General features: G+C 62.2%; 23 protein-coding genes. 9 read left to right on the forward strand and 14 right to left on the reverse strand.

Going from position 1 to position 24653, the window contains the following annotated elements; genetic code table 11:
- Positions 1-64: 64 nt before the first annotated feature.
- Together Q0053_RS05710 and Q0053_RS05715 are read left to right on the forward strand one after the other, a co-directional pair.
- Positions 65-1254 (forward strand): IS3 family transposase gene (locus tag Q0053_RS05710; protein ID WP_298097273.1). Its coding sequence is split into 2 segments (ribosomal slippage): positions 65-317 and positions 317-1254, totalling 1191 coding nucleotides; the frame shifts between segments, so codons are not numbered across the junction.
- A gap of 30 nt (positions 1255-1284) precedes the next feature.
- Positions 1285-1602 (forward strand): hypothetical protein, encoded by a 318-nt coding sequence (locus tag Q0053_RS05715; protein WP_298097276.1) that lies wholly within the window; start codon positions 1285-1287, stop codon positions 1600-1602.
- Positions 1603-1709: 107 nt separating this feature from the next.
- On the opposite strand, the gene Q0053_RS05720 is transcribed toward Q0053_RS05715, so the two are convergent.
- The 7 genes from Q0053_RS05720 to Q0053_RS05750 form a co-directional block, all read right to left on the reverse strand.
- Positions 1710-1952 carry a ribbon-helix-helix domain-containing protein gene (locus Q0053_RS05720; protein ID WP_298097279.1) on the reverse strand — a complete coding sequence of 81 codons (243 nt, stop codon included), beginning with the start codon at positions 1950-1952 and terminating at the stop codon, positions 1710-1712.
- A 3-nt stretch (positions 1953-1955) separates the two neighbouring features.
- Positions 1956-2663: a recombinase family protein gene (locus tag Q0053_RS05725; RefSeq protein WP_298097280.1), complete on the reverse strand. Its 708-nt coding sequence runs from the start codon at positions 2661-2663 to the stop codon at positions 1956-1958.
- Positions 2664-2709: 46 nt separating this feature from the next.
- Positions 2710-3474 (reverse strand): M48 family metallopeptidase, encoded by a 765-nt coding sequence (locus Q0053_RS05730; RefSeq protein WP_298097283.1) that lies wholly within the window; start codon positions 3472-3474, stop codon positions 2710-2712.
- The gene (locus Q0053_RS05735) at positions 3474-6515 is read right to left on the reverse strand and encodes a type I restriction endonuclease subunit R (protein WP_298097286.1); all 3042 of its coding nucleotides are present in this window, start codon (positions 6513-6515) and stop codon (positions 3474-3476) included. Before Q0053_RS05735 ends, Q0053_RS05730 begins: the two co-directional genes overlap by 1 nt.
- Entirely contained in the window at positions 6512-7597 is a 1086-nt protein-coding gene (locus tag Q0053_RS05740) for a restriction endonuclease subunit S (RefSeq protein ID WP_298097289.1), read from the reverse strand. Before Q0053_RS05740 ends, Q0053_RS05735 begins: the two co-directional genes overlap by 4 nt.
- Positions 7584-9086: a class I SAM-dependent DNA methyltransferase gene (locus Q0053_RS05745; protein ID WP_298097291.1), complete on the reverse strand. Its 1503-nt coding sequence runs from the start codon at positions 9084-9086 to the stop codon at positions 7584-7586. Before Q0053_RS05745 ends, Q0053_RS05740 begins: the two co-directional genes overlap by 14 nt.
- A gap of 103 nt (positions 9087-9189) precedes the next feature.
- Entirely contained in the window at positions 9190-10299 is a 1110-nt protein-coding gene (locus Q0053_RS05750) for a hypothetical protein (protein ID WP_298097294.1), read from the reverse strand.
- 180 nt (positions 10300-10479) lie between these two features.
- Between Q0053_RS05750 and Q0053_RS05755 the strand changes: the two genes are divergently transcribed.
- Positions 10480-10995 (forward strand): hypothetical protein, encoded by a 516-nt coding sequence (locus tag Q0053_RS05755; RefSeq protein WP_298097297.1) that lies wholly within the window; start codon positions 10480-10482, stop codon positions 10993-10995.
- A gap of 159 nt (positions 10996-11154) precedes the next feature.
- Here the strand turns inward: Q0053_RS05755 and Q0053_RS05760 are convergent, their stop codons facing one another.
- The gene (locus Q0053_RS05760; RefSeq protein WP_298097301.1) at positions 11155-11682 is read right to left on the reverse strand and encodes a hypothetical protein; all 528 of its coding nucleotides are present in this window, start codon (positions 11680-11682) and stop codon (positions 11155-11157) included.
- Between the two features lie 62 nt (positions 11683-11744).
- Here Q0053_RS05760 and Q0053_RS05765 point away from each other — a divergent pair, with 62 nt between their 5' ends.
- Both Q0053_RS05765 and Q0053_RS05770 read left to right on the forward strand, forming a co-directional pair.
- Positions 11745-12131, forward strand: coding sequence for a hypothetical protein (locus tag Q0053_RS05765; RefSeq protein WP_298097304.1), 387 nt, complete (start codon positions 11745-11747; stop codon positions 12129-12131).
- 410 nt (positions 12132-12541) lie between these two features.
- Positions 12542-13468 (forward strand): hypothetical protein, encoded by a 927-nt coding sequence (locus Q0053_RS05770; RefSeq protein WP_298097307.1) that lies wholly within the window; start codon positions 12542-12544, stop codon positions 13466-13468.
- A 393-nt stretch (positions 13469-13861) separates the two neighbouring features.
- On the opposite strand, the gene Q0053_RS05775 is transcribed toward Q0053_RS05770, so the two are convergent.
- Positions 13862-16039, reverse strand: a complete 2178-nt coding sequence (locus tag Q0053_RS05775) for a S9 family peptidase (RefSeq protein ID WP_298097310.1) — start codon at positions 16037-16039, stop codon at positions 13862-13864.
- A gap of 83 nt (positions 16040-16122) precedes the next feature.
- On the opposite strand from Q0053_RS05775, the gene Q0053_RS05780 reads away from it, so the two are divergent.
- Positions 16123-16971, forward strand: coding sequence for a serine protease (locus Q0053_RS05780; protein ID WP_298097311.1), 849 nt, complete (start codon positions 16123-16125; stop codon positions 16969-16971).
- A 71-nt stretch (positions 16972-17042) separates the two neighbouring features.
- Here the strand turns inward: Q0053_RS05780 and Q0053_RS05785 are convergent, their stop codons facing one another.
- The gene (locus Q0053_RS05785) at positions 17043-17912 is read right to left on the reverse strand and encodes an NAD(P)-dependent oxidoreductase (protein WP_298097313.1); all 870 of its coding nucleotides are present in this window, start codon (positions 17910-17912) and stop codon (positions 17043-17045) included.
- Complete coding sequence (locus Q0053_RS05790; RefSeq protein WP_298097314.1) at positions 17909-18406, reverse strand: flavin reductase family protein; 498 nt, start codon at positions 18404-18406, stop codon at positions 17909-17911. The genes Q0053_RS05785 and Q0053_RS05790 overlap by 4 nt, the downstream gene beginning before the upstream one ends.
- 113 nt (positions 18407-18519) lie before the next feature.
- On the opposite strand from Q0053_RS05790, the gene Q0053_RS05795 reads away from it, so the two are divergent.
- Together Q0053_RS05795 and Q0053_RS05800 are read left to right on the forward strand one after the other, a co-directional pair.
- The gene (locus tag Q0053_RS05795) at positions 18520-19404 is read left to right on the forward strand and encodes a flagellar motor protein MotB (protein WP_298097316.1); all 885 of its coding nucleotides are present in this window, start codon (positions 18520-18522) and stop codon (positions 19402-19404) included.
- Between the two features lie 123 nt (positions 19405-19527).
- The gene (locus tag Q0053_RS05800; RefSeq protein WP_298097319.1) at positions 19528-20286 is read left to right on the forward strand and encodes an arginyltransferase; all 759 of its coding nucleotides are present in this window, start codon (positions 19528-19530) and stop codon (positions 20284-20286) included.
- On the opposite strand, the gene Q0053_RS05805 is transcribed toward Q0053_RS05800, so the two are convergent.
- Complete coding sequence (locus Q0053_RS05805; protein WP_298097322.1) at positions 20256-21287, reverse strand: M48 family metallopeptidase; 1032 nt, start codon at positions 21285-21287, stop codon at positions 20256-20258. The two genes, Q0053_RS05800 and Q0053_RS05805, sit on opposite strands and share 31 nt — an antisense overlap.
- A gap of 11 nt (positions 21288-21298) precedes the next feature.
- Entirely contained in the window at positions 21299-21877 is a 579-nt protein-coding gene (locus tag Q0053_RS05810) for a LemA family protein (RefSeq protein WP_298097325.1), read from the reverse strand.
- A gap of 150 nt (positions 21878-22027) precedes the next feature.
- Here Q0053_RS05810 and Q0053_RS05815 point away from each other — a divergent pair, with 150 nt between their 5' ends.
- A complete protein-coding gene (locus tag Q0053_RS05815; RefSeq protein WP_298097327.1) occupies positions 22028-22447 on the forward strand; it encodes a hypothetical protein in 420 nt (139 codons plus the stop codon).
- Here the strand turns inward: Q0053_RS05815 and parC are convergent.
- Positions 22431-24632 (reverse strand): DNA topoisomerase IV subunit A, encoded by a 2202-nt coding sequence (gene parC, locus Q0053_RS05820; RefSeq protein ID WP_298097329.1) that lies wholly within the window; start codon positions 24630-24632, stop codon positions 22431-22433. The two genes, Q0053_RS05815 and parC, sit on opposite strands and share 17 nt — an antisense overlap.
- Positions 24633-24653: the final 21 nt, after the last annotated feature.

Here is a 24653-nt window from a genome sequence, read left to right on the forward strand (position 1 = left end):
TGACGTGACCCCCTGAAACTCCTCCAAGAATAGCTAGAGTCCGCCCCTCGAAAGGACGGACAGAATGAAGCGATCAAGGTTCACGGAAGAGCAGATCATCGGGATCCTGCGGGAGCAGGAGACGGGTGTCCCAGTGGCGGATCTGTGCAGGAAGCACGGGCTCAGCTCGCCGACGTTTTACAAGTGGAAGGCCAAGTTCGGCGGCATGGATGTGTCGGAAGCCCGGCGGCTGAAGGCGCTTGAGGACGAGAACGCCAAACTGAAGCGGTTGCTGGCGGATTCGATGCTGGACAACGTCGCGCTGAAGGATCTGCTGGGAAAAAAGTGGTGACGCCCGCCACTCATCGAGAGGCTGTGGCGCACCTGCGATCGGTCTACGAGATGAGCGAGCGGCGGGCGTGCCGGGTTCTGGACGTCGATCGTGCGAGCGTGCGCTACCAGGCCACGCGGCCGGACGACGGCGCTCTGCGGGATCGGCTGAAGGCGCTGGCCCAAGAGCGGCGGCGGTTCGGCTATCGACGCCTGCACGTGATGCTTCGGCGCGAGGGCCATGCGGTGAACCGCAAGCGGGTCCAGCGGATCTACCGCGAGGAGAAGCTGATGGTGCGCCGGCGAGGTGGACGCAAACGCGCCATGGGCACGCAGCGTCCGTTGGAGGTTCCCCTGGTGGCCAACCAGCGCTGGTCGCTGGACTTCGTGTCCGACCAGATGACCGACGGGCGGCGGTTCCGGATCCTGACGGTGATCGACAACTGCACACGCGAGTGCCTCGGGCTCATCGCAGACACCTCGCTGTCCGGTCGGCGGGTGGCGAGAGAGCTGGACGCCATCATGCTTCGGCGGGGACGGCCCGACACGATCATCAGCGACAACGGGACAGAATACACCTCCAACGCCATACTCGGCTGGGCCGACGAGACCGGGGTTGGTTGGCATTACATCGCGCCGGGCAAGCCCCAGCAGAACGGCTTCAACGAGAGCTTCAACGGTCGCCTGCGCGACGAACTGCTGAACGAGACGCTGTTCCGGTCCCTGCCACACGCCCGGTCCGTGCTGGACGCCTGGCGGCGCGACTACAACGAAACCCGGCCGCACTCGAAGCTCGGATGGCTGACCCCAACGGCCTACGCCAGGACGCTAACCGGACAGATCGGCCGGCCTGCTGCGCTGGTTGATGGCTGCGCAGGCCGGCCTATTGCAACCCCAACCAATCACGGCTCAGATCACCCAAGGACTCTCGTTATGGCTGGATGAGAAACGGGGGTCACGTCAGAGGGCGAATACGTGTTCTCAGACCTCAAGCCTAACGCTTCCGGAAAGCGAGGAACGAAGTTCGGGAAGTGGTTCGCTCGTTGGTGCGCGGCCAATGCTCCGGTCAAAGGGGAGGGGATCGACGATCCCGACAAGCCCTTCCATTCCTTCCGCCACACCTTCAAACGCTGCGCTCGCGAATCTCATCGTGAAGTCAGTCCAGAGATCAGCGATCTTATCACCGGCCATAGCGAGGGGAACGCGGTCGCTCGCGCCTACGGTCGCGGCGTCGATCTCGCGACCCTTAAGGCTGCAATCGATCTGATCCGGTTTCCGAACTTGGGTCTCTAGCGACGGCCCGTTGGGTTTCGTCACTTCGATCAGATGGAGACGATCATGATGGCAGTGCGCGAGGCTCGAAATGCAGGGAGCGAGGCGTAAAATTAAAGCTGCCCTGCCTACAGCTTCTGCTCTAGGCCGGTGCCATCGCAAGGCTTCGGATGCTCTACCGCCGACATCCTGCGCTCCAGGCCAGCCAGTCGCTCCTCGACCGATCGAGGACCACTTTCGAGAAGGCGCGAGATTGCGCTTCGAATGACGTCGCTGCGATCACGTCCCAACAGGGCAACTCGCGCGTCGATCTCATCAAGCATGCTCTGCGGGACGCGCAGATTGATCGGCACCATCGGGTCTTTGGCCAAAGTTCAGCCCTCCAGTGTGGCTTGCATCCGAAGCAGATTGCTCACCGATTGTGGGCGCCAGTCTGAGCCTCGGGGCGTTTGAATACCCTTCGAGTTAAGCCGCTGTGCGATCTGCCCGAGACTTGTGTGACCTTCGGCCCGCAGTGTCCGGATGACCGGGATCAGGTCCTTGGCCCGGTTCCTGGCCTTCTCAGTCCGAACGATAGAACTCGACGCTGCCGCCGATTCCGCGTGATCTCGAATGTTGGGGTTGTTGCCGCCGATCGGCAAACCGCGTTCGCGGCGAGCGGCCAACGCCTGTTTGGTTCGCTCGCTGACAAGACGAGTCTCCTCGGCAGCGAGAACTGCCATGAGTCGAACCGTCACCTGATTGGCATGGGGCATGTCTACCGCGACGAATTCCACCCCTGATCGCTCCAACTCCATCAGCAAGATTGGATCGCGGGAAAGTCTACAGAGCCGGGCGATCAGGAGAACCGCCCCGTGAGATCGACATAGCGCGAGAGCGTTGTCCAAGCCGTCCCGCTGGCCAGGGCGACCTGAGGCGACTTCTACGATCTCATCGATGAGTTGCCAGCTTGGGCTCAGGAACTGGTGGACGGCTTCACGCTGAGCTTCCAGGCCAAGACCGCTACGCCCTTGCCTCGACGTGCTGACCCTGTAGAGCGCGACGGCTCTCCGGACTGTCAAATTAGCCTGATGGTTCGTCATGGCTAAGTTGATGGCGCGGGAAGCGCATTAACGCAATACATATGTATTACGCCGTGGAGGACATGTTCGCAGGCGAGGGATTCAGGAACGCTGAGTCGAGACTACCCTGCTTCAAGCTCAGCCAACCCTTTGGCCTCTCGTAGTCGGGGAGCATCGAGCCGAGGAAGTTCCAAAACTCCGGGCCGTGCGACCGTTCCCTCAAATGGGCGAGTTCGTGAACAACTACATATTCGAGCACGGATTTGGGCGCGAAGATCAGGTTCCAGTTGATGAGGATCGAGCCGTTCTGACCGCACGAACCCCATCCAGACTTCATGTCCGCGACCCTGATCGATCGGGCCTTCAAGCCAAACCGCTTGCTGTAGGCGGCAGCGATTTCGCTTACGTCGCGGCGGACGCGCCTCTTGAGCCAAAGCTTGATTTCGGTAGCGACGATTCCGTCAGCCGCATCCTCAGTGACCCAGGACGGCAGATCGACCAGGAAGCCGTTTCGGTGTGAAATCTCGATGTGTGGGCCATCGGTTCGACGAACCACGAGAGAGGATTGCCGTCCTCGGAACGGAATCTTTGAGCCCGACATGAACCGGGGAACCGAGGCACGAGACGCCGTGATCTCTTCCAGTTCCCGGACGGTCTGGAATACCCACTGACGCTTGCGGTCGAGGAAGTCTTCGATCGTTGCGTCGTCGTCAGTCGATAGAGCCAGCACCTCAACACACCCAGGCATCACCGTGATCCGCCGCTCCTTGGCCGTGGCCGTGCGGCGGAGGTCGTATGAGATGTCTCGGGCACCGACGCGCAGGACGGGCATCAGTGGACGCTTCCGTAGGCGTGCTCGGCAAACTCATCGATTGCGTCGCGGATCGCCTTGGCATCGGGCACGCCAAGGTCGCTCAGCACACGTCGGACACGCTGTTTCAGTTCGCGCCGGTAGGTCTCCATGTAGAACCACGCGGGCTGAGTCGCTTGAGCGTTGGCGTAGATTTTGCCGATCGCCACGGCGGCAGCCTGGAGCGTTGGGTGATCGACCTCCTCGCCCACCAATCCCTCCATGATCCTCAGGATCGAGAAGGAGTTCTCATCCATGCCGAGGTCGGCGTGGGCACCCTTCTCAGAGTTGATCCCGTTGGTGAGGTCTTCGTATTCCTTGAGCCCTTCGGCGGCTGCGATCTGGCCCTCCTCGAACCGCCGGATGATCTCAAGCACCCGCTCGGAAAACCGTCCGTATTGGGTGGGGTTCTTGTCCACCAGTTCGCGGGTCACGCGCTTGAGTTCAGCCGACTTGCGAACGAACGCCTCCTGGAGGTCCTCCTCGGATTTCCCCTGAGCATCGAAATCATCGGTGAAGTTGGGATCAGTGATCGAGCGCAGCTTGATGGTCGTTGACAGCCCCGTTGCGTGGACGTGCTCCTCCAACATGTCCCTGATCTTGCCCGTGTAGGAGCGGTGATCGACGCTCTGGTCCTTGTCGATCACCTGGGCGGCGACCTTGAGGAACCCTGCCGCCCATTTGACCTCGGCGGTGAAGTCCAGGATCGCCGGGTCGGGTGAGAGTTCACCGTAGACCTTGATGAAGGTCCGGGTCAGCCGCTGGAGTTCGAACCAATCGTCTTCCAGGCCGCCAGCGATGATGTCGCGGACCCTATAGGCGGCGGCCTTCTCATCGAGGCCGACCAGCTTCATGTCGCGCTTCTGCCGCATGTAGCGGGCGTGGGCTTCCCGCAGGTCTGCCCGTAGGGTCGAGATGTCATTGAGGGCGTTGGCGACGTCCTCAGTGCGGTAGGAGGCCAACGCCTCGTCGAGGTGGGCCGTGACGCCCATGTAGTCCACGATCCGGCCATGCGGCTTGACGACCTCGCCGCCGTTCGGTCGCTTGATCGAACATGTCCGGTTGGTGCGGGCAATCGCCTGGAGGAGCCCGTGCTCTTTGAGTGGTTTGTCGAGATACATCACCGCCTCGATCGGTGCGTCGAATCCGGTCAGCAGCTTGTCGCAGACGATCAGAAAGCTGGGCTGCTGCCCGACCTTCTTGAACGCCTTCTTGATCGCCTTCTCTGCGGTGTCATCGACATAATGGGATTCAAGTTCTTCCCTCACCCCCGAGACATAAGCGTCCTCTGATGGCTTCCCGTCCTCCTGGGACTTGGAGAACACGCAAGCGATCATGGCGTCGGCTTGTGCCTCTGCTTCGTCCGCGCCGCTCTTGGCCAGATCGGCTGTGATCACCGCTGCAAGGGCTGCCCGCATCAGGACGATGGCCTCGCGATCCACGACCACGATCTGGGCCTTGAAGCCGTCCGGCTGGCAGACCTGCTTGAAATGCTCCCAGATATCGACGGCGATCAGTCGGACCCGTTCGGGGTGCTTGGCCAGGGTCGCGAGGGTTAGCCCCTTGCTCTTGAGGTCCTTGAGCTTGTCGTCGGGCAGATCGACGAACCAGCGGTCGAATAGGATGTCGAGTTCGGCGGCGTTGATCGACCAGTCGGTCTTGCGGCCCTCGTAGAGGATCGGGACGGTCGCGCCGTCACGCACCGCGTCGTCAATCCCGTATTTGTCCAGGTAGCCTTCGCCCTCGACGCTGAACCGGGCGTAGGTGTCCTTGTCGGTGCTCTTGATGGGCGTGCCGGTGAAGCCAAAGAACCGCGCATCAGGCAGCGTCGCCTGGAGATAGGCACCGAGGTCCTTCTCTTGGGTCCGATGACACTCATCGACCAGGACGATCCAGTTGTCGGAGTTCGGGATCGCGGCCTTCGAACCCTGAAACTTGAAGATGGTGGACAGCAAAATCTGACCATTGCCGCCCTTGGCGACGGCCTCGCGCAGGGTTGCGACCGACGACGCCTGTGTCGGGTTGGGTAAGCCGCAAGCGACGAAGGTTCCTGAAATCTGGGTGTCGAGATCGATCCGGTCTGTCAGCACCAGGATGTTGGGGTTCTCAAGGGTGGTCGCCGAAAGCGTCAGGTGGGTCTTCAACTTGAGGGCCAAGAAGACCATCGTCAGGCTCTTGCCTGACCCCTGCGTGTGCCAAATCAGCCCCTTCTTGAGTTTGCCATCAGCGACCCGGTTGACTGCCTTGTTGACCGCCCGGAACTGCTGATAGCGGCAGACCTTCTTGATCTTCTCCTTGGTGTCGGGGTCTATCTCGAAGACGATGAAGTGGGCCAACAGGTCTAACAGACGGGACGGCTCCAACAGGCACCACAGGTCCTTGGTGAGGTCGTCCGGGAACTCGTCGGCCTTTCGCGGCCACGCATCTGGCCAGGGCGCGAAATACTGGGCCTTGGCTCTGGTCGCTCCGTAGAGGGTGGTCACGCCATCAGTGACAATATTGAAGGCGTTGGGCTCGAAGAGGCGAGGGATGTCCCGCTCATATTGCTTGATCTGTTCGAACGCCTCTTCGGCGGTATTGCTGGCCTTGACCGGCGACTTCGCCTCGATGACGACCAATGGGATGCCGTTCACGAACACCACGATGTCGGCGATCCGCGACCGCTGCGTTTGAACCTTGAACTGGCGAACGACGTGAAAGGTGTTTCGTTCGGGGTGCCGGAAATCAATGAGATCGATGGATCGCCCTTGGCTATCTCCGGCCAGCTTGCGCGTGTAGCCGCCCCGAAGCCGCCTCTGCCATTCTTCATTGTCGGAGAGGATGGCGAGGTCACCATAGATCGCCTCGGCGTCTGAGGCCGAGATGTCGTTCAGCGTCTGCAACGCATCGATAAGGACTGGCTTGAGGATGACCCGGTTCTCTTCCCCTCGCATCGCTAAGGCCATCTCGGGCAAGAGCGAATGATAGCCCATGGCCGTCAGAGCTTCGATCGTCGGCTTCTCGGCGAGGCGGAATTCGCTCATGTGGGAACCCGCGCAAGACCAGAGATTAGGTTGGAGACGGTCGCCGCCTTTAGGCTCACCAGTTTTTGCTTGGCCAACCGAGCCTCGGCTACGGCGTTTTCGATGGCCGCGAGTTCGCCTTCAACGGCGACCTGCTCGCTAAGGTCCGGAACGGGGATCGTTCTCTCTTTCAGAAGTTTGAAGTGTCGAGCATAACCTTCTGCTCGCAAGTCCAGTGACTGGAGAGCGTAGTAGAGATAGTGGGCGCGAATGCCTGGAATGGGATTAAGGCATTGAGTGCCATCGGCACCAATCGCAAATGGAAAGTCTATGAACTTCAATATGCGGGTGTGATCCCCAAACACAATTACAGGAAGTTCGTAGGGCCATAGCGCGGCATCATTGTCTGTGTAGCCGCAAATGAAGCGTGCCCCCTGGTCGATGATTGGAAAGCGACCGCTGTCGTAGTATTGATCGGTTTGAAGCTTGATCAGCTTTTCTCCACGATTCTTTTGAAGCGCAGATGCGACCAAAATCTCCGGCGAAGTCTGGCGAGCCCCCGCAATTAGCTCCTCACGTCGGCGACGGAACACCGCGTCCCCCGCCCGCTCTGCGTCTTCCGATGCTGCGATTGCGGCGTCCACCGACCGCAGAACATCAGCAATCCTTCTCTGCTCGTCGAGCGGTGGAAGAGGCACCCACGCGCTCTTCACGTCAGACGGCTTAATGAACGGCTGAGCCGACCCGGATCGGTTCCAGTAGTTTTCGTCGTCCAGGATTGCATGAAGGAAAGCCGCATTTGCGACTTCCGGATTGGGGGTGATCACCTGCGTATTAGCCAAGGTTGTCCACGGCCCATCCGTCAGGAAAGACTTGCCGCAACGCGCACCGATGGATGAGAGCACGATGGTCGGGGTGTCACCCTCCACCTGTTCGACAAAACCATCGGGGCCAGCCGCACTATAGGCTTGGGACCCCGCATCGATGTAGTGGCTCTTGTTGAGCTTGAGGCGACCACCCCCGTGAACTCTCGCAATTTGCGAAAGTTGAGCGGCCCTCCATCCTGCTGGCAGTGGGTGTGGAGGCACGTTACTCCGAAACATTGCTGAGCCTTGCCAAGTGGCCAAACATCACGGCCTCAGCTTCGTTTCGTTTGGTGATCAGTTCTTGCAGCGTGCCAACAGCGGCGGCGATATCTGCCGTCGCGGCAGTCGCTCCCGTCTGGACGTAGCGACCGAGGCTCAGATTGAATCTGTTTGCCGCGATCTCTTCCACGGGCACGACGCGAGCCAACTTGTCGATGTCGGCAAAGTCTCGGAAGGCGTTTGCCAGGGTCGCAACATCCGCATCAGTCAGATGGTTCTGAGCCTTGCCCGGCTGGAAAGTTTGATCGCCGTTGACGATTAAGACTCGACCTCGACGTTCCGGAGGCTTGTTCTTCCGAACGACAAGGATCGCCGCCGGGATGCCCGCGCCGTAGAAGAGGTTGGGGGCCAAGCCGATGACTGCCTCGATGATGTCAGCCGCCAACATTTTTTCTCGAATGTCGGCCTCAGTGCCCCCCCGAAAGAGGACACCTAGAGGAACGACGACGGCCAGGATTCCGTCGTCTTTCAGGGAGGCGACCATGTGTTGGACAAAGGCCAGATCGCCGTAGCCTTTCGGCGGGACGCCATAGATATCGCGTCCGTAGTGGTCGCCGTTTGACCAGACCTCGTGGCCCCAGACCTTCTCCGAGAAGGGTGGGTTCGCGAGCACCCGATCATAGGCTGCCAGTCCGTCCACGAACTCCCGTGCTTTGGGCTCGTATCGCTTCGGGTTCAGGATTGTGTCGCCCTTTGCGATAAAGGCATCGTCGATATCGTGCAGGAACAGGTTGATCTGGGCGATCGCCCAAGTGCCGAGGTTCTTCTCTTGGCCGTAGAGTGAGAGCGTTCGCACGTCATCGCCGCGATCCCTGAGGTGCTGGACCGCCTCCAGCAGCATGCCGCCTGACCCGCAGGTCGGGTCGTAGACTGACATGCCCGGTCGGGGGTCTACACACTCGACCATGAGCCGCACGACCTGACGGGGTGTGTAGAACTCGCCGCCCTTTTTGCCTGACCCCTCGGCGAACATCTTGATGAGATACATGTAGGCGTCGCCCAGGACGTCGGGCGTGATGTCGGCGTTTCGCAGCCGGTGCTTCTCGAAGTGCGAGAGCAGCTTCTCCAGCAGGGCGTCGGGGAACTGGTCCTGCTTCGCGAAGTCGAGCGTGCCGAACACGCCCTTGAGCCGCAGATTCGCGTCCTCGATGGCGTTGAAGGCGTTGTTCAGCCGCTGGCCGATCTGGGTTGAATGTTTCCGCACCTCGTCCCAGCGGTGCTCAGACGGGACGTGGAATCGGTGTTCCTCGGGGTCCGCCGCCTCGGTCTTGTCGCCGGTCTCCTGGAAGAGCTTTTCATACTCCTCGTCCCAAACGTCGCAGAGCCGTTTGTAGAACAACAGCCCGAAAATATACTGCTTGTAGTCCCCGGCATCGACGGTCCCCCGAAGGAGGTTCGCTGCTTGCCAGAGATGGCCTTCGAGTTCGGTCTGGGTAAGTTTCGCCACTGATTGCCCCCTGGTTCGCTTCGTTGAAGCTACAGCAGTGGCGGGTCAAGCCATAGGTTGAATAGGGACCCGGTCGCGACTGGCAATACCCCTCATTGCTTCGCTATCCGAACTCAAGCTCATCCAACTCGAAACTGTCCCAACGACCCAGGGTAAGGGGGCGAAGCACCTCGGGCACTTCGGACCGTGAGAAGCAAAGGACACCCAAGGCCGAAAGCGTCTCGCGAAGCTGGTGGGCCACTGCTGGGGGAACGTCACCGTTCGACCGGCCATGGATGCCCGACAACACGATTCCTTCGTCGAATTTGGTCACGGCGGCGATGACATCTCCGGGGGTCCACACCCACGCAGACCAGACCCCCGTCACCAAGAGGTTCATTTTGGTCCGCATACAGTTGTTGAAGGTCCGTCCGACTTCTTCTGCATTTGCGGGCGTTACCCGCCAGAACTCGGAGTGCTGCTGCAAGGCATCGCTGACCGGCGGCAATCGATGGGCTTTGGACAACCAAGCGTCTGCAAATTCGTGGCTACGGAATCCGATCTTTCGGTGATCGAGCGACTGACGAATGGCCTCGTCGGTTACGTCGCAGACAACCCGGATCGCGGCGATGATGCCGTTCAAAAACCGCGCATCAGCACGGCAGCGGACACGCATGATGATCTCGGGGAACAGTGCGATGCTGTCGATCAGCAGCACGGCCTCCAGAAGTTCGGAGTCGAGCCGGTTCAACTGCATCAGCGTCTTTGCCCGAGCGCGTGAGTCCGCGTCTGATGCGACCAGAACTGTGACGAGCTTTCGGTAACAGTCGGCAGAGCGTAGCGGCAGCATACCGATCTTGCTGAGAGACCCCGCAAGGGCGTGCGGGGCTTCTCCCAAGGTAGCTGTGATTATGTCTCGTGCGGACATCGAGCGCAGCGAGTCCGCAAGGACACGCATGACACTTCTCCAGTCCAAGTCCTCGCACGTCCTGGCCGTAGCCTTGAGAATGAAGTCTTCCGGTCGATCAAGGATGCCGAAGGCCAGGGCAGTATACAGGCTCTGGCGCCATTTGGGGGAGGACGACTTCAAGACGTGGAGAAGAAATCCAGGTGCCAGGGTCTCGATCTCGCCGACGAGGCCGAGGCACCATCCGTCGATGGGAAACAGGGACCGGCGCGATTCAGCCGTTGGGGTCGAGTGCCCAGTGATTGTGTTGAGCGGGAGGTTGTCCATGCGATCTCCGAATGCCGATGTGCCGTGTGCTTGTCGAAAGCGCGGCTAACGTTCGGCTGGAGAGGGGCTTGGATGGCTGCATGGGCTGCTTGTGGCGCGTGCCATAGGCCGCGTCAAGGCAAGTAATCGGCTCGATAGATAGAATTAACGGCTGACGGCTCAGTCGTGGTAAATAGAGATGTGAGCAACATCCAAGACGAAACCTACTTCCAAGTCTCTAACCTTACGAGGTTCAAGGCGGCCTACGCCGAATTGGCCTTCAATCTTGGCATGAATTACGCCCTCACACTCGCCTGGAATCGCGATGTGCCTCTGAGTGCGGCGAAGGGTCATCTCCGAGAGATGCTCGCCCGCGTCGATGCGGCATTTCTCGGCAGACGATTTTACCGGCACCCCGCGAACGAACGGGCGCGGGCGATGTTCGTCTTCGAGAAGGTCGAGACGAACATCCACGTCCATGGACTGTGGCGGATGCCGAGTTTGAAGAAGATCAAGCTTCTTGGCTCGTTGTTTCCAGGCGAGCGAGGCGGCGTCTGGAACGAGGTCGTGCCGTCCGGCAGTTATTGCTTGACGCGGATCGAGGACCACCATTCGGCGGTCGGATACATGATGAAGGGCCAGCACATGCGATCTGACGACCGCGAAATGGTGTGGTCTGACCAGTGGCACTCTGTCGGGAGCCGCGACGGACGCTGACGGATTTCAGGGACGCCCCCGCTGGCACCGAGATCGCAGTCGTTCGAATTTGGAGGATACCTTTGCGGGCGGAGCGATCCCCGGCAAAGGGAAGATATTGTCCAAACCGAAGCCACACGAAATATTCAAATCATCAAGGACAGCCCACTTCGGCAAAGGTTAGTCCAGGGTTGCCAGAGCCCTGTCGAGCACCTTTTGGCCAGCATCTGTGAGCGACAATGCCTTGGCTCGACGATCCGTCTTGCTACGCACTTCCTGGATCAGTTTTTCGTCAAACATCGCGAGCAATGCTCGCGGCAGCGATGATCCCAGGATTGGTCGCCGTTTCCCATCCAAGGCCGCTTTCAGTTGGAGGCTCGACGCAGTGACCTCACGCTCTTGAACAGTCGCCAAGGCGACCATCACGAACGCTAGGGCCTGTCTCAAAGAAGTGCGCTCCGGCATCTCCCTCGCTAGAGCCGTTAGGAAGGCTTCCGTTCGCCGCATCATGACCGCCGGGCGAACGGCTGCAATTAGGTCTGGAGGGCCATCACTCAGCGGTGCCTGATAGCCGTCCTCCAGTTGATTCAACGATGTCAAAAGACCGGCGAAAGCCTCGTCGCTCTGTAGCCAATCGACGATGCGTTTGGTCAGCGGCGCCGGTGTTTCGCCGTCAGACAGTGCCTCGATTATGAAGGGCGAAACCACTCAGAAGTCCTTGTCCATAGACCAGCATTCTCCGGTAGCCCGAGTCGAGGCTGGGGTCCCATATGGACCCGCAAGCCGCGCTTCCGTTCGGCGATCGACTAGAGGCAGTCCACGTGAGACCGACGATTTCCTACCGGCTTAGGGTCGAGATCAACGGCCTCTATGATTGGGCCGTCCGCGTTGGCACCCAGCAGATCAAACTCACGGCGACGCAGAAGGCGTCAATGGAGGCCGCGATCGGCAAGGCCATTCTGGACCCGAGCCCGTTCTCGCCCCTTCGAAGAGAAAGGACCATGGGGAGGGGCGGCTTCCGCCGCTCCGAACAAAACCGCTTCAAGGCACCTCGGGCACCCCTGTTACTCAGTGGATACGGTTTCAGAGATGGAAGACCGACCGGCTACCACCTGACATCGGGCAGTTCGATCATTTGGCTGACCAACCGGGCGTAGAAGCAGCGAATTTGGAGCGCACCGATGAGGCCGCCCGTAACGACCATTAAGGTCAGTTTCAGTCCGAACCCGCACCGATGGACGCTACCCGATCCGGATGACCCCATGTTGGGAGCGTTGACGGCACCGCTGGACAAACTTTTGGCCGAAGCGGTGACGCGGAGGTTGGTGGCAACGAGTCCCGTGCTGCGGTCTATCAGGCGGAAAATCGCCAAGAATGAGAAGGTAATCGCGAGCAGGGAGAGGACTATCGCCAAGGTGAGACGAGACCTTGCGCGAGACGATGCCGCACATGAAGCGTGGCGACGGGAGCCCCTCCTGCCAATGCGGCGGCGCGGCGAATGAGTGGCTACCCACGATACTGACGCTCAACGCCGTGCATGATCATCAGGTATTTCGCCGATTGACCATTGTTCGCTATCTTCCAGGCGATGGAAACGGATCAGCAAAAAGGTGAGCGGCTCGCACGGCTATTCGAGGGCATGACGGAGCAAGCCCGCGATGAGTTTACCGCTCGTCAGTTGGCCGCGACCGACCGCCAACACATCCAGTTTCGGGACGCCTTCCGGCAAGGTATTTGTTACCTCTGCGACGAACGCCTGGACCACTTCCAGGAAAGGAAGCCCTGCGTCCACTGGCTGCTGAGGCCGCTCGGCTTCCGCAAAAAGCACCTTCCAGCGATGACGGCAGCGTTTGGGATGATGCAAACCCAAAGCTGGCTGAGATGGGTCGCCAGTGAGGGGGCTTTCGCCCGAAACATCACAGATACCGCTGAGGAAAACGGATACGTGGTCCAGATCACGATCCGCTATGACGTCTACCAATGGTCGATTTCATGCGGGAAGTCGGACTTCGCCGGGCACGGCAATCAGAATTTCCCTCACTACCACCTTCAAATGTGGATCGATGGACGACCCTTCATCAGCTACGGCGATTTCCACATCCGCCTCCATTCCGATGAGGTCGCCGCGCTGACTGCGATCCAGGCGACCGGGGGGATGGTCAAATCGAAGTTTCCCCATGGCGAAAGCTTTGAAGATTTGGTCGCCTCGACGACAGCCGAATGGGTCATTGACGCGCCCGTAGGCGAAGGGGACCACGCCAACGCGCCGTTCAATATCTCGACGGTAATGATCGCCAAGCCGGGAACTACGATGAGCGGAGATGACCTCTACGCGATGTTCACTAAGGCCAGAGCCTCAAAGGTGACGATTGCGAGCCTTGCCCGCGAGTTTCCGGACGCCGTGACGGAGTCCGTGGTGAGCCCCGGACCGGGGGTCGTCGAGCCCGCTGTCAGAACGCCACTCCGACGCACGAGTAAGGGCCAAGCCGACTAACGCCCAGGCGTCCGCCGCGATGCCGAAGCCACGACGCTTAGGTCTAGCCCAACCTGGATCGCTTGGAGGCCGGGGACCCCATAGAAGCAATGGTGCAGGACGTGGTCGAAGAAGCCGAAACCATGTTCGAGGACCAGCAGGGGAGGGGACGCTTGCCCTGCTAATCCGACCTGCTAATAGGGACTCCCCAGCCGGGAAGTCTGGTCATGGTTCTAGTTGAAAATACTAGTGTTTTCTGGTGGGGGAGCGTTTCCTAGTTCCCCAGCCATCCGTCCTGCTGACGGCTTCGCCCCCTCCGACACAGTTCCAGCGGGCCCCTCCTGAAGTCCGTATCGCATGCCGCATTAGGGACGGGCTGGCCGGGGACGGACGGCTTGGGCGGTCGCCCGGGCGTCAGCTCCGTTCCCATCCCTTGTCGATGGCCCAGACGGCGAAGGCGTAGTCGTGGGCGACCTCCTTCAGATAGTCGAACCGCCCCGATGACCCGCCGTGGCCCGCCTCCATGTTGATCTTCAGCAGGATGGGCTTCCCCGAAGTCGTCGCCGGCCGCAGCTTCGCGACCCATTTCTCGGGTTCCCAATAGGTCACCCGGGGATCCGACAGACCGCCCGTTGCCAGCACCGCAGGATAGGCCATGGGCCCGACCTGGTCGTAGGGGCTGTAGCTCATCATATAGTCATAGGCCTCGGGGTCTTCGATCGGATTGCCCCACTCCGGCCATTCGGGCGGCGTCAGCGGCAGGCTGGTGTCGCTCATGGTGTTGATCACATCCACGAACGGCACCTGGCCGATGACGCCGGCCCACAGATCGGGCCGCATGTTGTTGACTGCTCCCATCAGCAGGCCGCCGGCGGAACCGCCCTGGGCCACGATATGGCCGGCCTTGCCGTGGCCGCTGGCGATCAAATGTTCGGCGGCGGCGATGAAGTCGGTGAAGGTGTTCTTCTTGGTGAAGCGCCGGGCATTGAGGAACCAGCCCCAGCCCTTGTCCGATCCGCCCCGGATGTGGGCGATGGCATAGATCCAGCCGCGGTCGACCAGTGACAGGCGGTTGGTCGAGAAACTCGCGGCCATCGGGATGCCGTAGGAGCCATAGCCATAGAGCAGCAGCGGTGCCGTGCCGTCGACCGGCGTCGATTTGCGCCGCAGCACGGTCACGGGAACCAGTTCGCCGTCCGGGGCAGGGGCGTTCAAGCGCTCGACGACATAGTCCCCAGCATTATGGCCCGACGGCACCTCCTGCACCTTGCGCAGGGTCCGCTCGCGTGTCGCCAGGTCATAGTCATAGGTCGAGGTCGGGGTGGACGGCGAGTTGTAGCCGTAGCGCATGATGGTGGTGTCGAACTCCGACGCCCCGCCCAGCGACAGGGAATAGGCGGGCTCGTCCACCGCGATCCCGTGCTCTGTGCCCGAACGGTCGCGGATGACGATCGTCGTATTGGCATCGGCCCGCTCCTGACGGGCGATATGGTCCTTCACCAGGGCCATGCCCTCGATGTAACGGCCCGGCGTGTGCGGGACGAGATCGGTCCAGTGGGCCTTGCCCGGGGTCGCCGTCGGGGCCTCGACAATCTTGAAGTCGATCGAGTCATCGGCGTTGGTCCGGATCACCCAGCGGTCGCCCCAGTGGTCGGCGTCATACAGCCGTCCGGTATGACGCGGCTCCAGAAGGATCGGGTTGGCGGTCGGGGTCGCAGCCGGGATGATCCGGGTCTCGGACGTTTCCTGGTTGGCGATCGAGATCAGGACAAAGGCGTCGTCAGCGGTGCGGCCGACGCTCATGAAGAGGCCGTCGTCGTCCTCCTGATAGACCAGCGTCGTCTCGCCGCCGCGGGCCGGGCGGCGGAAAATCCTGTCCGGCCGGCCGTTGTCGTCACGGTTGGTCCAGAAGATCCACCGGCTGTCGGGCGAGAAGGCGAAGCCGCCGTAGGCCGAGCCGATCGGATCGGGCAGGACCTCGCCGGTCGCCAGGTCCCGGACAAAGATCTGATGCACCTCTGACCCCTGCGCGTCCTCGGAGAAGGCAAACAGGGTGTGGTCGGGGCTGTGCTCCGCCGCCGAGACCTCCGAATAGGCCTTGCCCTCGGCCAGGACGTTGGCGTCGAGCAGCAGCTGCGCCGCTCCGCCGCCGCGCGGCTGCCGCATGTAACGGGGATGCTGATCCCCGGTCCGGTACTCGACGTAATACTCCCACGGCCCATCGGGGGAGGGGACCGAGCTGTCCGCCTCCTTGATCCGCCCCTTCATCTCCTCGAACATCGCGTCCTGCAGCGGCAGGGTCGAGACCATCATAGCCTCGCGATAGGCGTTCTCGGCGTCCAGATGTTCCTTGACCTCGGCCTTGATCAGCGTCGGGTCGCGCAGCACGGCCTGCCAGTTGTCGTCCTTCATCCACTGATAGTCGTCGGTGCGGACGCGGCCCAGCTGCTCGATGGTGACCGGAATCTTCTTCGCGACGGGCGGGACGGGCGTTCCTTGGGACATCGAGGCTCCGGTTGGGCGGGCGAGGGCGGGAAGGGCGGTCGCCGCGAGTGCGGCGGCAGATGTGGCGAGAAGGTCGCGGCGGTTCATGTCGAAGCCCCTGAATTGACGCCGGACCTTGTGCGCGCCCACGGCCCGCCGTCAAATGAAGAAACGACAATGAACAGGTAGGGATGATGTTCGAATTTCAGACGCCGCCCCAACCCGCCTGGGAGCAGGTCCAGGTCCAGGAACCGCCTATCGCAGAGTTGGCCCCGCCGGCCTGGGACCTGACGGTCGGGCTGATCAGCGCCACGATTCAGATCGACCAGAACAATGGGGATGGCACCCGGCGGGTCGGCACAGCCTTCCTGATCGACGCACCGCGCCCGGATGGAACGCCGCGCACCGTTCTGGTCACGGCCCATCACGTGCTGGATGGCATGAGCCTTCGTGACGCACGTGTCGGCTGGCGCAGCGAAATGCCCGGAGGGGGCTGGCGCTTTGCTCCGGATCCGCTGCGGATCCGCAACGACATGGGCGATCCGGCCTGGACCAAACATCCGGAACGCGACATTGCGGTTATGGAGATCTCGGCACCGCCGGTGTTCGCCCGGGCTGCGATCCCGCTGGCCTGGCTGGCCAGTGGCGAGGACCTCGACGATTGGCAGGTGGGTCCGGGGGATGAGTTGCTGACCCTCGGCTTTCCTCGCGGATATTCCTCGAACACTGCGGGATTTCCGATCTTGCGGACCGGACGGATCGCATCCTGGCCTTTGACTCCGGTCCGCAGCTTTCCGACCTTTCTTCTTGATTTCCCGGTTTTTCCGGGAAATTCCGGCGGGCCTGTATTCTGGACACCGGCGGCGCGGAAACTGCCGGGGACGGTTCAGCCGGATCATCCGTTCATCGCCGGGGTTCTGACGTCCGAGGTGCGGCCGTCGGACGAGCCGCTCGGAATCGGCGTTGTGGCCCATGCCGTCTATGTGCGTGAGGCGATTGCCTTGCTGGATGCGGCCCCGACCGTGGGCCAGGCCCGGTAGGCGGGCTCCGGGAAGCAGTTTCGTTTATCGCATAAGATATATTATGCGAAATAAGATTGCCGCCCTCGGCTTCAGCGGGCCCTTGTCCGGGCCTGAAGCCGGGCCGCGAGGCTTGACGTGTCCCAGCGCGCGCCGCCCATGGCCTGCACCTCGGAATAGAACTGATCCACCAGCGCCGTCATGGCCAGATGAGCTCCGTTGCTCCGGGCCTCATCCAGCACCAATCCAAGATCCTTGCGCATCCAGTCGACCGCAAAGCCGAATTCGAACTGGCCTTCGGCCATGGTCTTCCAGCGATTGTCCATCTGCCACGACTGTGCGGCACCTTTGGAGATGGCGTCATAGGTCGCGCCGGTGTCGAGCCCCGCAACCTCGGCAAAATGCACGGCCTCGGCCAGTCCCTGGACCACGCCGGCGATGGCGATCTGGTTCACCATCTTGGCCAGCTGACCGGACCCGGATGGACCCATACGCTTCACGGCCTTCGAATAGGCCATGAGCACCGGCTCGACCCGCGCCAGGGCGGCCTCATCGCCGCCTGCCATGACACTGAGCTGACCATTCTCTGCACCCGCCTGCCCGCCAGAGACCGGGGCGTCGATGAAGGCCCTCCCCCAGCTCGTCGCAAGGTCGGCCATTTCGCGCGCAATCCGGGCCGATGTCGTCGTGTGGTCGACGACAATCGCGCCGGCCGACAGATGGGACAGCGCCTCTGTCACGACGGCCCGAATATCATTGTCATTGCCCACGCACAGGATCAGCAGCTCCGCACCATCCGCCGCCTCCGCCACCGTGGCGGCCAGCCGGCCGCCGTTCGCTTCAGCCCAGGTCCGGGCCTTTTCCGGCGACCGGTTGAAGCCTGTGACTTCATGTCCTGCCTGAACCAGGTGTCGGGCCATCGGTCCGCCCATGACGCCCAGGCCGACGAATCCGATCTTCATGCCTCAGGCTCCTCGGCGACACCGTAACGTCCGCGGAAATAGGTCAGGCCGGCTCCCCTGCGGGTCTCAAACCCCTGGACCGCGCCGACGATCGTGAGGTGATCACCCATAACGATTCGATCAGCCGTTACGCAGTCCAGTCGGGTCAGGGCATTCTTCAGACGCGGCGGCTCCGGACTGGAACTGTCGAATTCATCGGACGACAGACGGCAAATCCCCCAGGCGAACCGGTCCGACATCTCCCGATCCTCGACCGGAAGCATGTGCACCGCGAACCGGTCGGCGGCGGCAAAGGCGTCATGACGATCAGAGCCGCGGTCCAGACACCAGAGCACCAGCGGCGGCCTCAGGGACACCGAGGTGAAGGAGTTGACCGTAATCCCGAATGGCCCGTCCGGCGTATGGGCCGTCACGACGCAGACCCCGGTCGCGAATCCGCCAAGGGCCCGGCGATAGGCGGCAAGGTCGAGGACATGGGTTTCGGAGGTGCTCACGTCTGACGACTAGGCGACCGACTGCGTCCGGGCAAGGCGCGACATGGGAAACGGTGCCTTAACCCGTACGCCCCTACCCTGCTCTGGAGTTTTCGCCAAAGGTGCGCCTAGCCATGTCCCTGAGTGATCGCCCGATCCTCATCAAGAAGGTCAAGAAGGTCGTCGGTGGCGGCCACCACGGCGGCGCGTGGAAGGTGGCCTATGCTGACTTCGTGACCGCCATGATGGCCTTCTTCCTGCTCATGTGGCTGATCAACACGACCGATCCCGAACAGAAGAAAGGGATCGCCGAATATTTCGCCCCGGCCAGCGTATCAGCGACCACATCGGGCTCCGGAGGTATCCTGGGCGGTACCGCGCTCGGTGATGAAGGTGCCAAGGGCGATGGATCGCAATCGGTGGAAACTCAGATGGCCCCCGATGCGCCGACTGATTCGTCCGATGCAGCGAGCCAGAATGCGAGCCTCGATGCCTCCAGTGAAGAAGCCCAGCGTGAGGCGGCCGAATTCGCTTCGGCGGCAGAATCCCTTCGTCAGGCGATGCAGGCCATGCCCGAGCTGGCTGAACTGTCCAAGCAGCTGATCATCGACCAGACGCCGGAAGGCCTGCGCATCCAGCTGGTCGACCAGGAAGGCCGCTCGATGTTCGATCAGAACTCTGCGCGCCCCAACCCCCGCGCCCAGCTTTTGCTTCGAACGATTTCTCGGGTCATCAACCAGCTGCCCAATCGCATATCCATCACTGGCCATACCTCAGCAGCGCCCGGATCGAACCGCGCGACCCAGCCCAATGACTGGCCCTTGTCCTCGGCACGGGCCAATGCGTCGCGGCTGATCCTGCAGGGTGCCGGCGTCGATCCCGACCGGGTCTATCAGGTGTCCGGAAAGGCGGGTTCCGACCCGTTGTATCCCGACGATCCGACCCTGGCCGGCAACCGCAGGATCGCCATCGTCCTGTTGCGCGAGGCCCCGGTTCTGCCGACGGATACCAGCCTTTGACCGTCGGCCGTCCCTGCGTCCGGACGGGGAATGGCCTTGCTTCGGGGGCTTCTCCGGGTGCAAATCAGGCAATGAGGCGGTCGCTTCTCTCCTGTCGACGAAACCGGATGCGGATCTGAGGCCGTGACCTTCGTTCCCCAACGCCAGCTTCGCTTCTACATGACGGCCGTGGCCCCCTGCCCCTATCTGCCCGGCCAGACCGAGCGGAAGGTGTTCGCCAATCTGCCGTTCAGTGAAGGCGTCCACGTCAATGACGAACTGACCCAGGCCGGCTTCCGCCGCAGCCAGAACATCGCCTATCGACCGGCCTGCGAGTCCTGTGACGCCTGCGTCTCTGTTCGCCTGCCTGTGCCTGAGTTCAGTTTCTCAAGATCACAGCGCAAGATTCTGAACCGGAATGCAGATCTGTCTCGCGACCTTGTCGAGGCAGAGGCCACGGCCGAACAGTTCGATCTGCTGCGGCGCTACCTCCAGGGCCGTCATCCGGGCGGCGGCATGAGCGATATGGGCTGGCTCGACTATGTCGCCATGGTCGAGGATACGGCCGTTCGGACCCATCTGATCGAATACCGCCTGCCCTCCTCCGACGGTGGGCCCGGCGATCTGGTCGGCGTCTGCATCACCGATCTGCTCGGGGACGGCCTGTCGATGGTCTACAGCTTCTTCGACCCGGCCCGCGAGGCACGCAGCCTCGGCCGGTTCGCCATCCTTGATCATGTCCGTCAGGCGCAGATCGTCGGCCTGCCCTATGTCTATCTCGGCTACTGGGTCCAGGGTTCGCGCAAGATGGACTACAAGGCCGGCTTCCAGCCTATGGAACGACTGACCCGACTGGGTTGGGCACGGATGGCTCAGCCGGCGACGGGCGTCGAGGTCGCATAGGCGACGGAAGGGCGGGCCGGATCATCGGTCCAGACTCCGGGATCAACACCGCCACCGAATTTCACCAGGGCGTCGATGCGCTTCTGTATCGGCGGATGGGTGGCGAACAGACCTTCCAGCCCCACGCCGTCGGCCTGGTTGTCGAGAAACAGCTGCTGGACCTCGTCCGGCCCCTTGAGGCTGGACCGGCCCTCGACCTTGCGCAGGGCCGAGATCATGGCGTCCGGGTTCTTGGTCAGTTCGACCGCCCCGGCGTCAGCGACGAACTCCCGCGTCCGCGACAGCATCATCCGGATGACGATCGCCAGCACGAAGCCGACAGCGGCGAAGGCCAGGCCGATCAGGATCAGGGGGGCCGCGTTCTTGTTGTCCCTGCGTCCGCCGCCGCGGGAATGGAGCAGACCCCGGAACACCAGTTCGGCGATGACGCTGATGATCCCGGCGAAGATCGAGGCGATCACCATGGTCCGCACGTCCCTGTTGATGACGTGGGTCAGTTCATGGGCCAAGACCGCTTCGAGCTCGTCGCGGGTCAGGGCTTCGACAAGGCCGCGGGTGACCGTGATGCTGTACTGGCCTTCATGCAGGCCCGTAGCGAAAGCGTTCAGGCTGTCATTGTCGATGATGCGAAGCGTGGGCGTCCTCAGACCGCGAGAGATCGCGAGGTTTTCCAACAGGTTGTATATCTCAGGCTCAGATTTCCTCTCAACTTTTCGGGCACCGGTCATCATGTCGATCATGGCCTGGCTCCCGAAATAGGAGATGGCGAACCAGACCCCGGCGATGATCATGGCGAGAGGGACGGTGCCGCCCAGCCAGGATGCGGCAAGGGCCATGTCGTCGCCCAGCCCCCGGCCGGACCCGGGCAGGAATCCGATCCCCATCAGCACCAGCTGCAGTCCGTAGATGATCAGGATCATCAGGACGGGAAACCCGGCCAGAAGCAGGATCGAACGGGTGTTGTTTGCCCAGATATGGGTCTGGAGCCCGACGGCACCCATCCGTGCGACCCCTAAGCCGTGAAGTTGACCTTGGGCGGAGCCGCATTCATCGCGGCGCGATCACCCTCGCCCACGTCGAAGAAAGGCTTGTCCGTCGCAAAGCCAACCATGGCTGCGAACAGGACGGTCGGAAACTGCCGACGCACCGCGTTGAACTCGCTGACGGCGCTGTTGAAGAAGCGGCGCGCGGCAGCCAGCTTGTTCTCTATGTCGGACAGCTCGCGCTGCAGTTCGAGGTAGTTGGTGTTGGCCTTGAGGTCCGGATAGGCCTCGGCCACGGCGAACAGTCGGCCGAGGGCTCCCGTCAGCATGTTCTCGGCCTGGACCTTGTCATTGACCGAGGTGGCACCGGCAGCCGCAGCCCGGGCCTGGGTGACCGCATCAAGCGTGCCGCGCTCATGCGAGGCATAACCCTTCACCGTCTCGACAAGGTTGGGGATCAGGTCCTGCCGTTGCTTCAACTGCACGTCGATGTCGGCGAACGACTGGTCCGCGCGCTGATCCAGAGCCACCAGCCTGTTGTAGGCGCCCACGACGATGAACAGCACAAGGGCGACGATGACGGCGATAACGATCAGGGTGACGACCATTGGGTTTCTCCTGCCTATGGAAGGATTATCGCTCGCGTGACGCCGACCGGATAGTGAAATCGCGGCAACATCCGGATTCGCGCGCTCGATGGAACGGATTGATGCGCCTGTCCGCCGCGGATAGGCTGCCGCCCGTCAAAAGGGACTCCCATGTTCGCAACGCTACTGGCCGCCGCTGTCGTTCTCGCCTCCGTCCAGGAAGCCGCCCCGCCGGCCGCGCCCTCTCCGGCGACGTCAGAGCGCTACGAACAGGCCATGAACTGCGCCGGCGTGATGGCGGCGACCTCCTCCCTTAATGCCTTCACCGGCAATACCGAGGCCCAGGCCAGTTCCGACCGGAATGGCAGGGGGTTCATTGCGGCAGCGACGCTCTTTGCCCAGCCGCTGGGCCTGACCGAGGCGCAGCTTTCAGCGGCCTTTACCGCCAGCACGAGCCGGGCTCTGGGCTCGATCACCCGCAACAGCGACCAGGCCGCCGCCGACGCTGCGATTGACCGGCTCAACGCGGAGCACAACGCCTGCCTGCGGCTGGTACAGCGCTGGATGGCCGAGTCTAACGGAACTTCCTGAGCCCGCGGGGCCCCTGACGCCCGGCCCCTGCCCGCTTGCCCAGCCAGTCCTTCCAGTCGGGCCAGTTGCGCCGCCGTCCACCGCCATCGACCCATTCAGGGCCGTGGGCACCGTCAAACACCGCCACATCGGCGAGTCCGCCCTGCTTGTAGTTTTGCAGTTTGACGCCCTTGCCACGCGCCATCTCGGGCAACTCCGCCAGGGTGAAGATCAGCGCCTTGATGTTTTCACCGATGGCAGCGACGTGGTCGCCGTTCACGCGGATGGCGGCGATCATGTCGCCGTTCAGCACCTGTTTGCCGCCACGCTTCTGGGCCAGCAACTCGTCCTCAGGGGCGATGAAACCATAACCGGCCCTGGAGGCGATCAGCAGTTTGCCGCCCGGCTGATGCGCCAGCAGATTGATGATGTCGGCCTTTTCGTCGAGGTCGATCATCAGGCGCAGCGGTTCGCCATGGCCACGCCCCGAAGCCAGTTTGTCGGCCCCGACGGTGAAGATGCGGCCGTCCGAGGCCGCGACCAAGATCTTGTCGGTCGTAAAACAGGGAACGAGGAAGGCGAGACTGTCCCCTTCCTTGAATTTGAGCTCTGAGGGGTCCTCGACCTTGCCCTTGGCCGCCCGGATCCAGCCGCGCTCGGACAGGATGACGGAGATGGCCTCGCGCGGGATGAAGGCTTCCACCGAGACAAGGGCCGACGAATCCACGGCCTCGGCAATCAGGGTCCGGCGCGGTGACACCAACGCCTTGCGCACCGTCTCCAGATCCCTGCCGACCTGTTTCCACTGTTTCGCGGGCGAGGAAGACAGTGACTGTAGTGCGGCAAGTTCGTCTGACAGTGTCTTGTATTCATTCTCGATCGTCATTTCCTCGATCCGCGCCAACTGGCGCAGGCGCGTGTCGAGGATGAAGTCGGCCTGAAGCTCGGACAGGCCAAAACGGGCGATCAGGACGGCCTTGGGCTGCTCCTCCTCGCGGACGATCCGGATAACCTCGTCGAGGTTGAGGAAGACAATCCTCAGGCCTTCCAGCAGGTGCAGCCGCTTCTCGACCCTGTCGATGCGCCAGCCGGCGCGGCGCACCAGTACCTCGCGGCGGTGATCGAGGAAGGCCTGCAGACAGGCTTTCAGCCCCATGACCCGCGGTGTGCCCGTGGCGTCCAGAACATTCATGTTGATCGGGAAACGGATCTCGAGGTCGGAGAGCTTGAACAGGCTCTCCATCAGCACCTCGGGTTCGACCGTCCGGCTCTTCGGTTCGATGACCAGCCGGATGTCCTCAGCCGATTCATCGCGCACATCGCCCAGCAGCGGGGCCTTCTTGTGCTCGATCAGGTCGGCGAGGTCGGCGATCAGCTTCGACTTCTGCACCTGGTAGGGCATCTCGGTGACAATGATGCGCCAGACGCCCCGGCCGAGATCCTCCGTCTCCCAGCGGGCCCGCAGCCTCACCCCGCCTCGGCCGGTCTCATAGGCCTCGAGGATGGAGGCATGACCCTCGACGGCGACACCCCCCGTCGGGAAGTCCGGGCCCGGAACGATGCCGGCCAGGTCTTCCGTCGTCGCGTCCGGGCGTTCCAGCAGCAGATGGCAGGCGTCGATCAGTTCGCCGACATTGTGTGGCGGTATCGAGGTCGCCATGCCCACGGCGATGCCGGACGAGCCGTTGGCCAGAAGATTGGGGAAGCCGGCCGGCAGGACGATCGGCTCTTCATCCTGATCGTCATAGGTGGCCTTGAAGTCCACCGAGTCCTGGTCGATCCCCTCCATGAGGAGCACTGCGGCCGGGGTCAGCTTGCACTCGGTGTAGCGCATGGCCGCGGCGTTATCGCCGTCGATATTCCCGAAATTGCCCTGACCGTCGACCAGCGGATACCGCTGCGAAAAGTCCTGCGCCAACCGCACCAGGGCGTCATAGATCGAGGCGTCGCCGTGCGGGTGATAGCCGCCCATGACCTCGCCGACGACCTTGGCGCATTTGCGCGCCGCCGCCTGCGGGTTCAGCCGCATCTGGTGCATCGCGTACATGATACGCCGGTGCACGGGCTTGAAACCGTCGCGCACATCCGGAAGGGCGCGATTGGTGATGGTCGACAGCGCATAGGCCAGATAGCGGCGCGACAGCGCTTCGCTCATCGGCTCATCGACGATGCGTCCGCCTTCCGGCAGCGGGGTATGAACGGTCATGGGCCTTCGAATCGGGTGTTT

Origin of the sequence: Brevundimonas sp. (assembly GCF_027487935.1) — a bacterium.
Taxonomy (GTDB): domain Bacteria; phylum Pseudomonadota; class Alphaproteobacteria; order Caulobacterales; family Caulobacteraceae; genus Brevundimonas.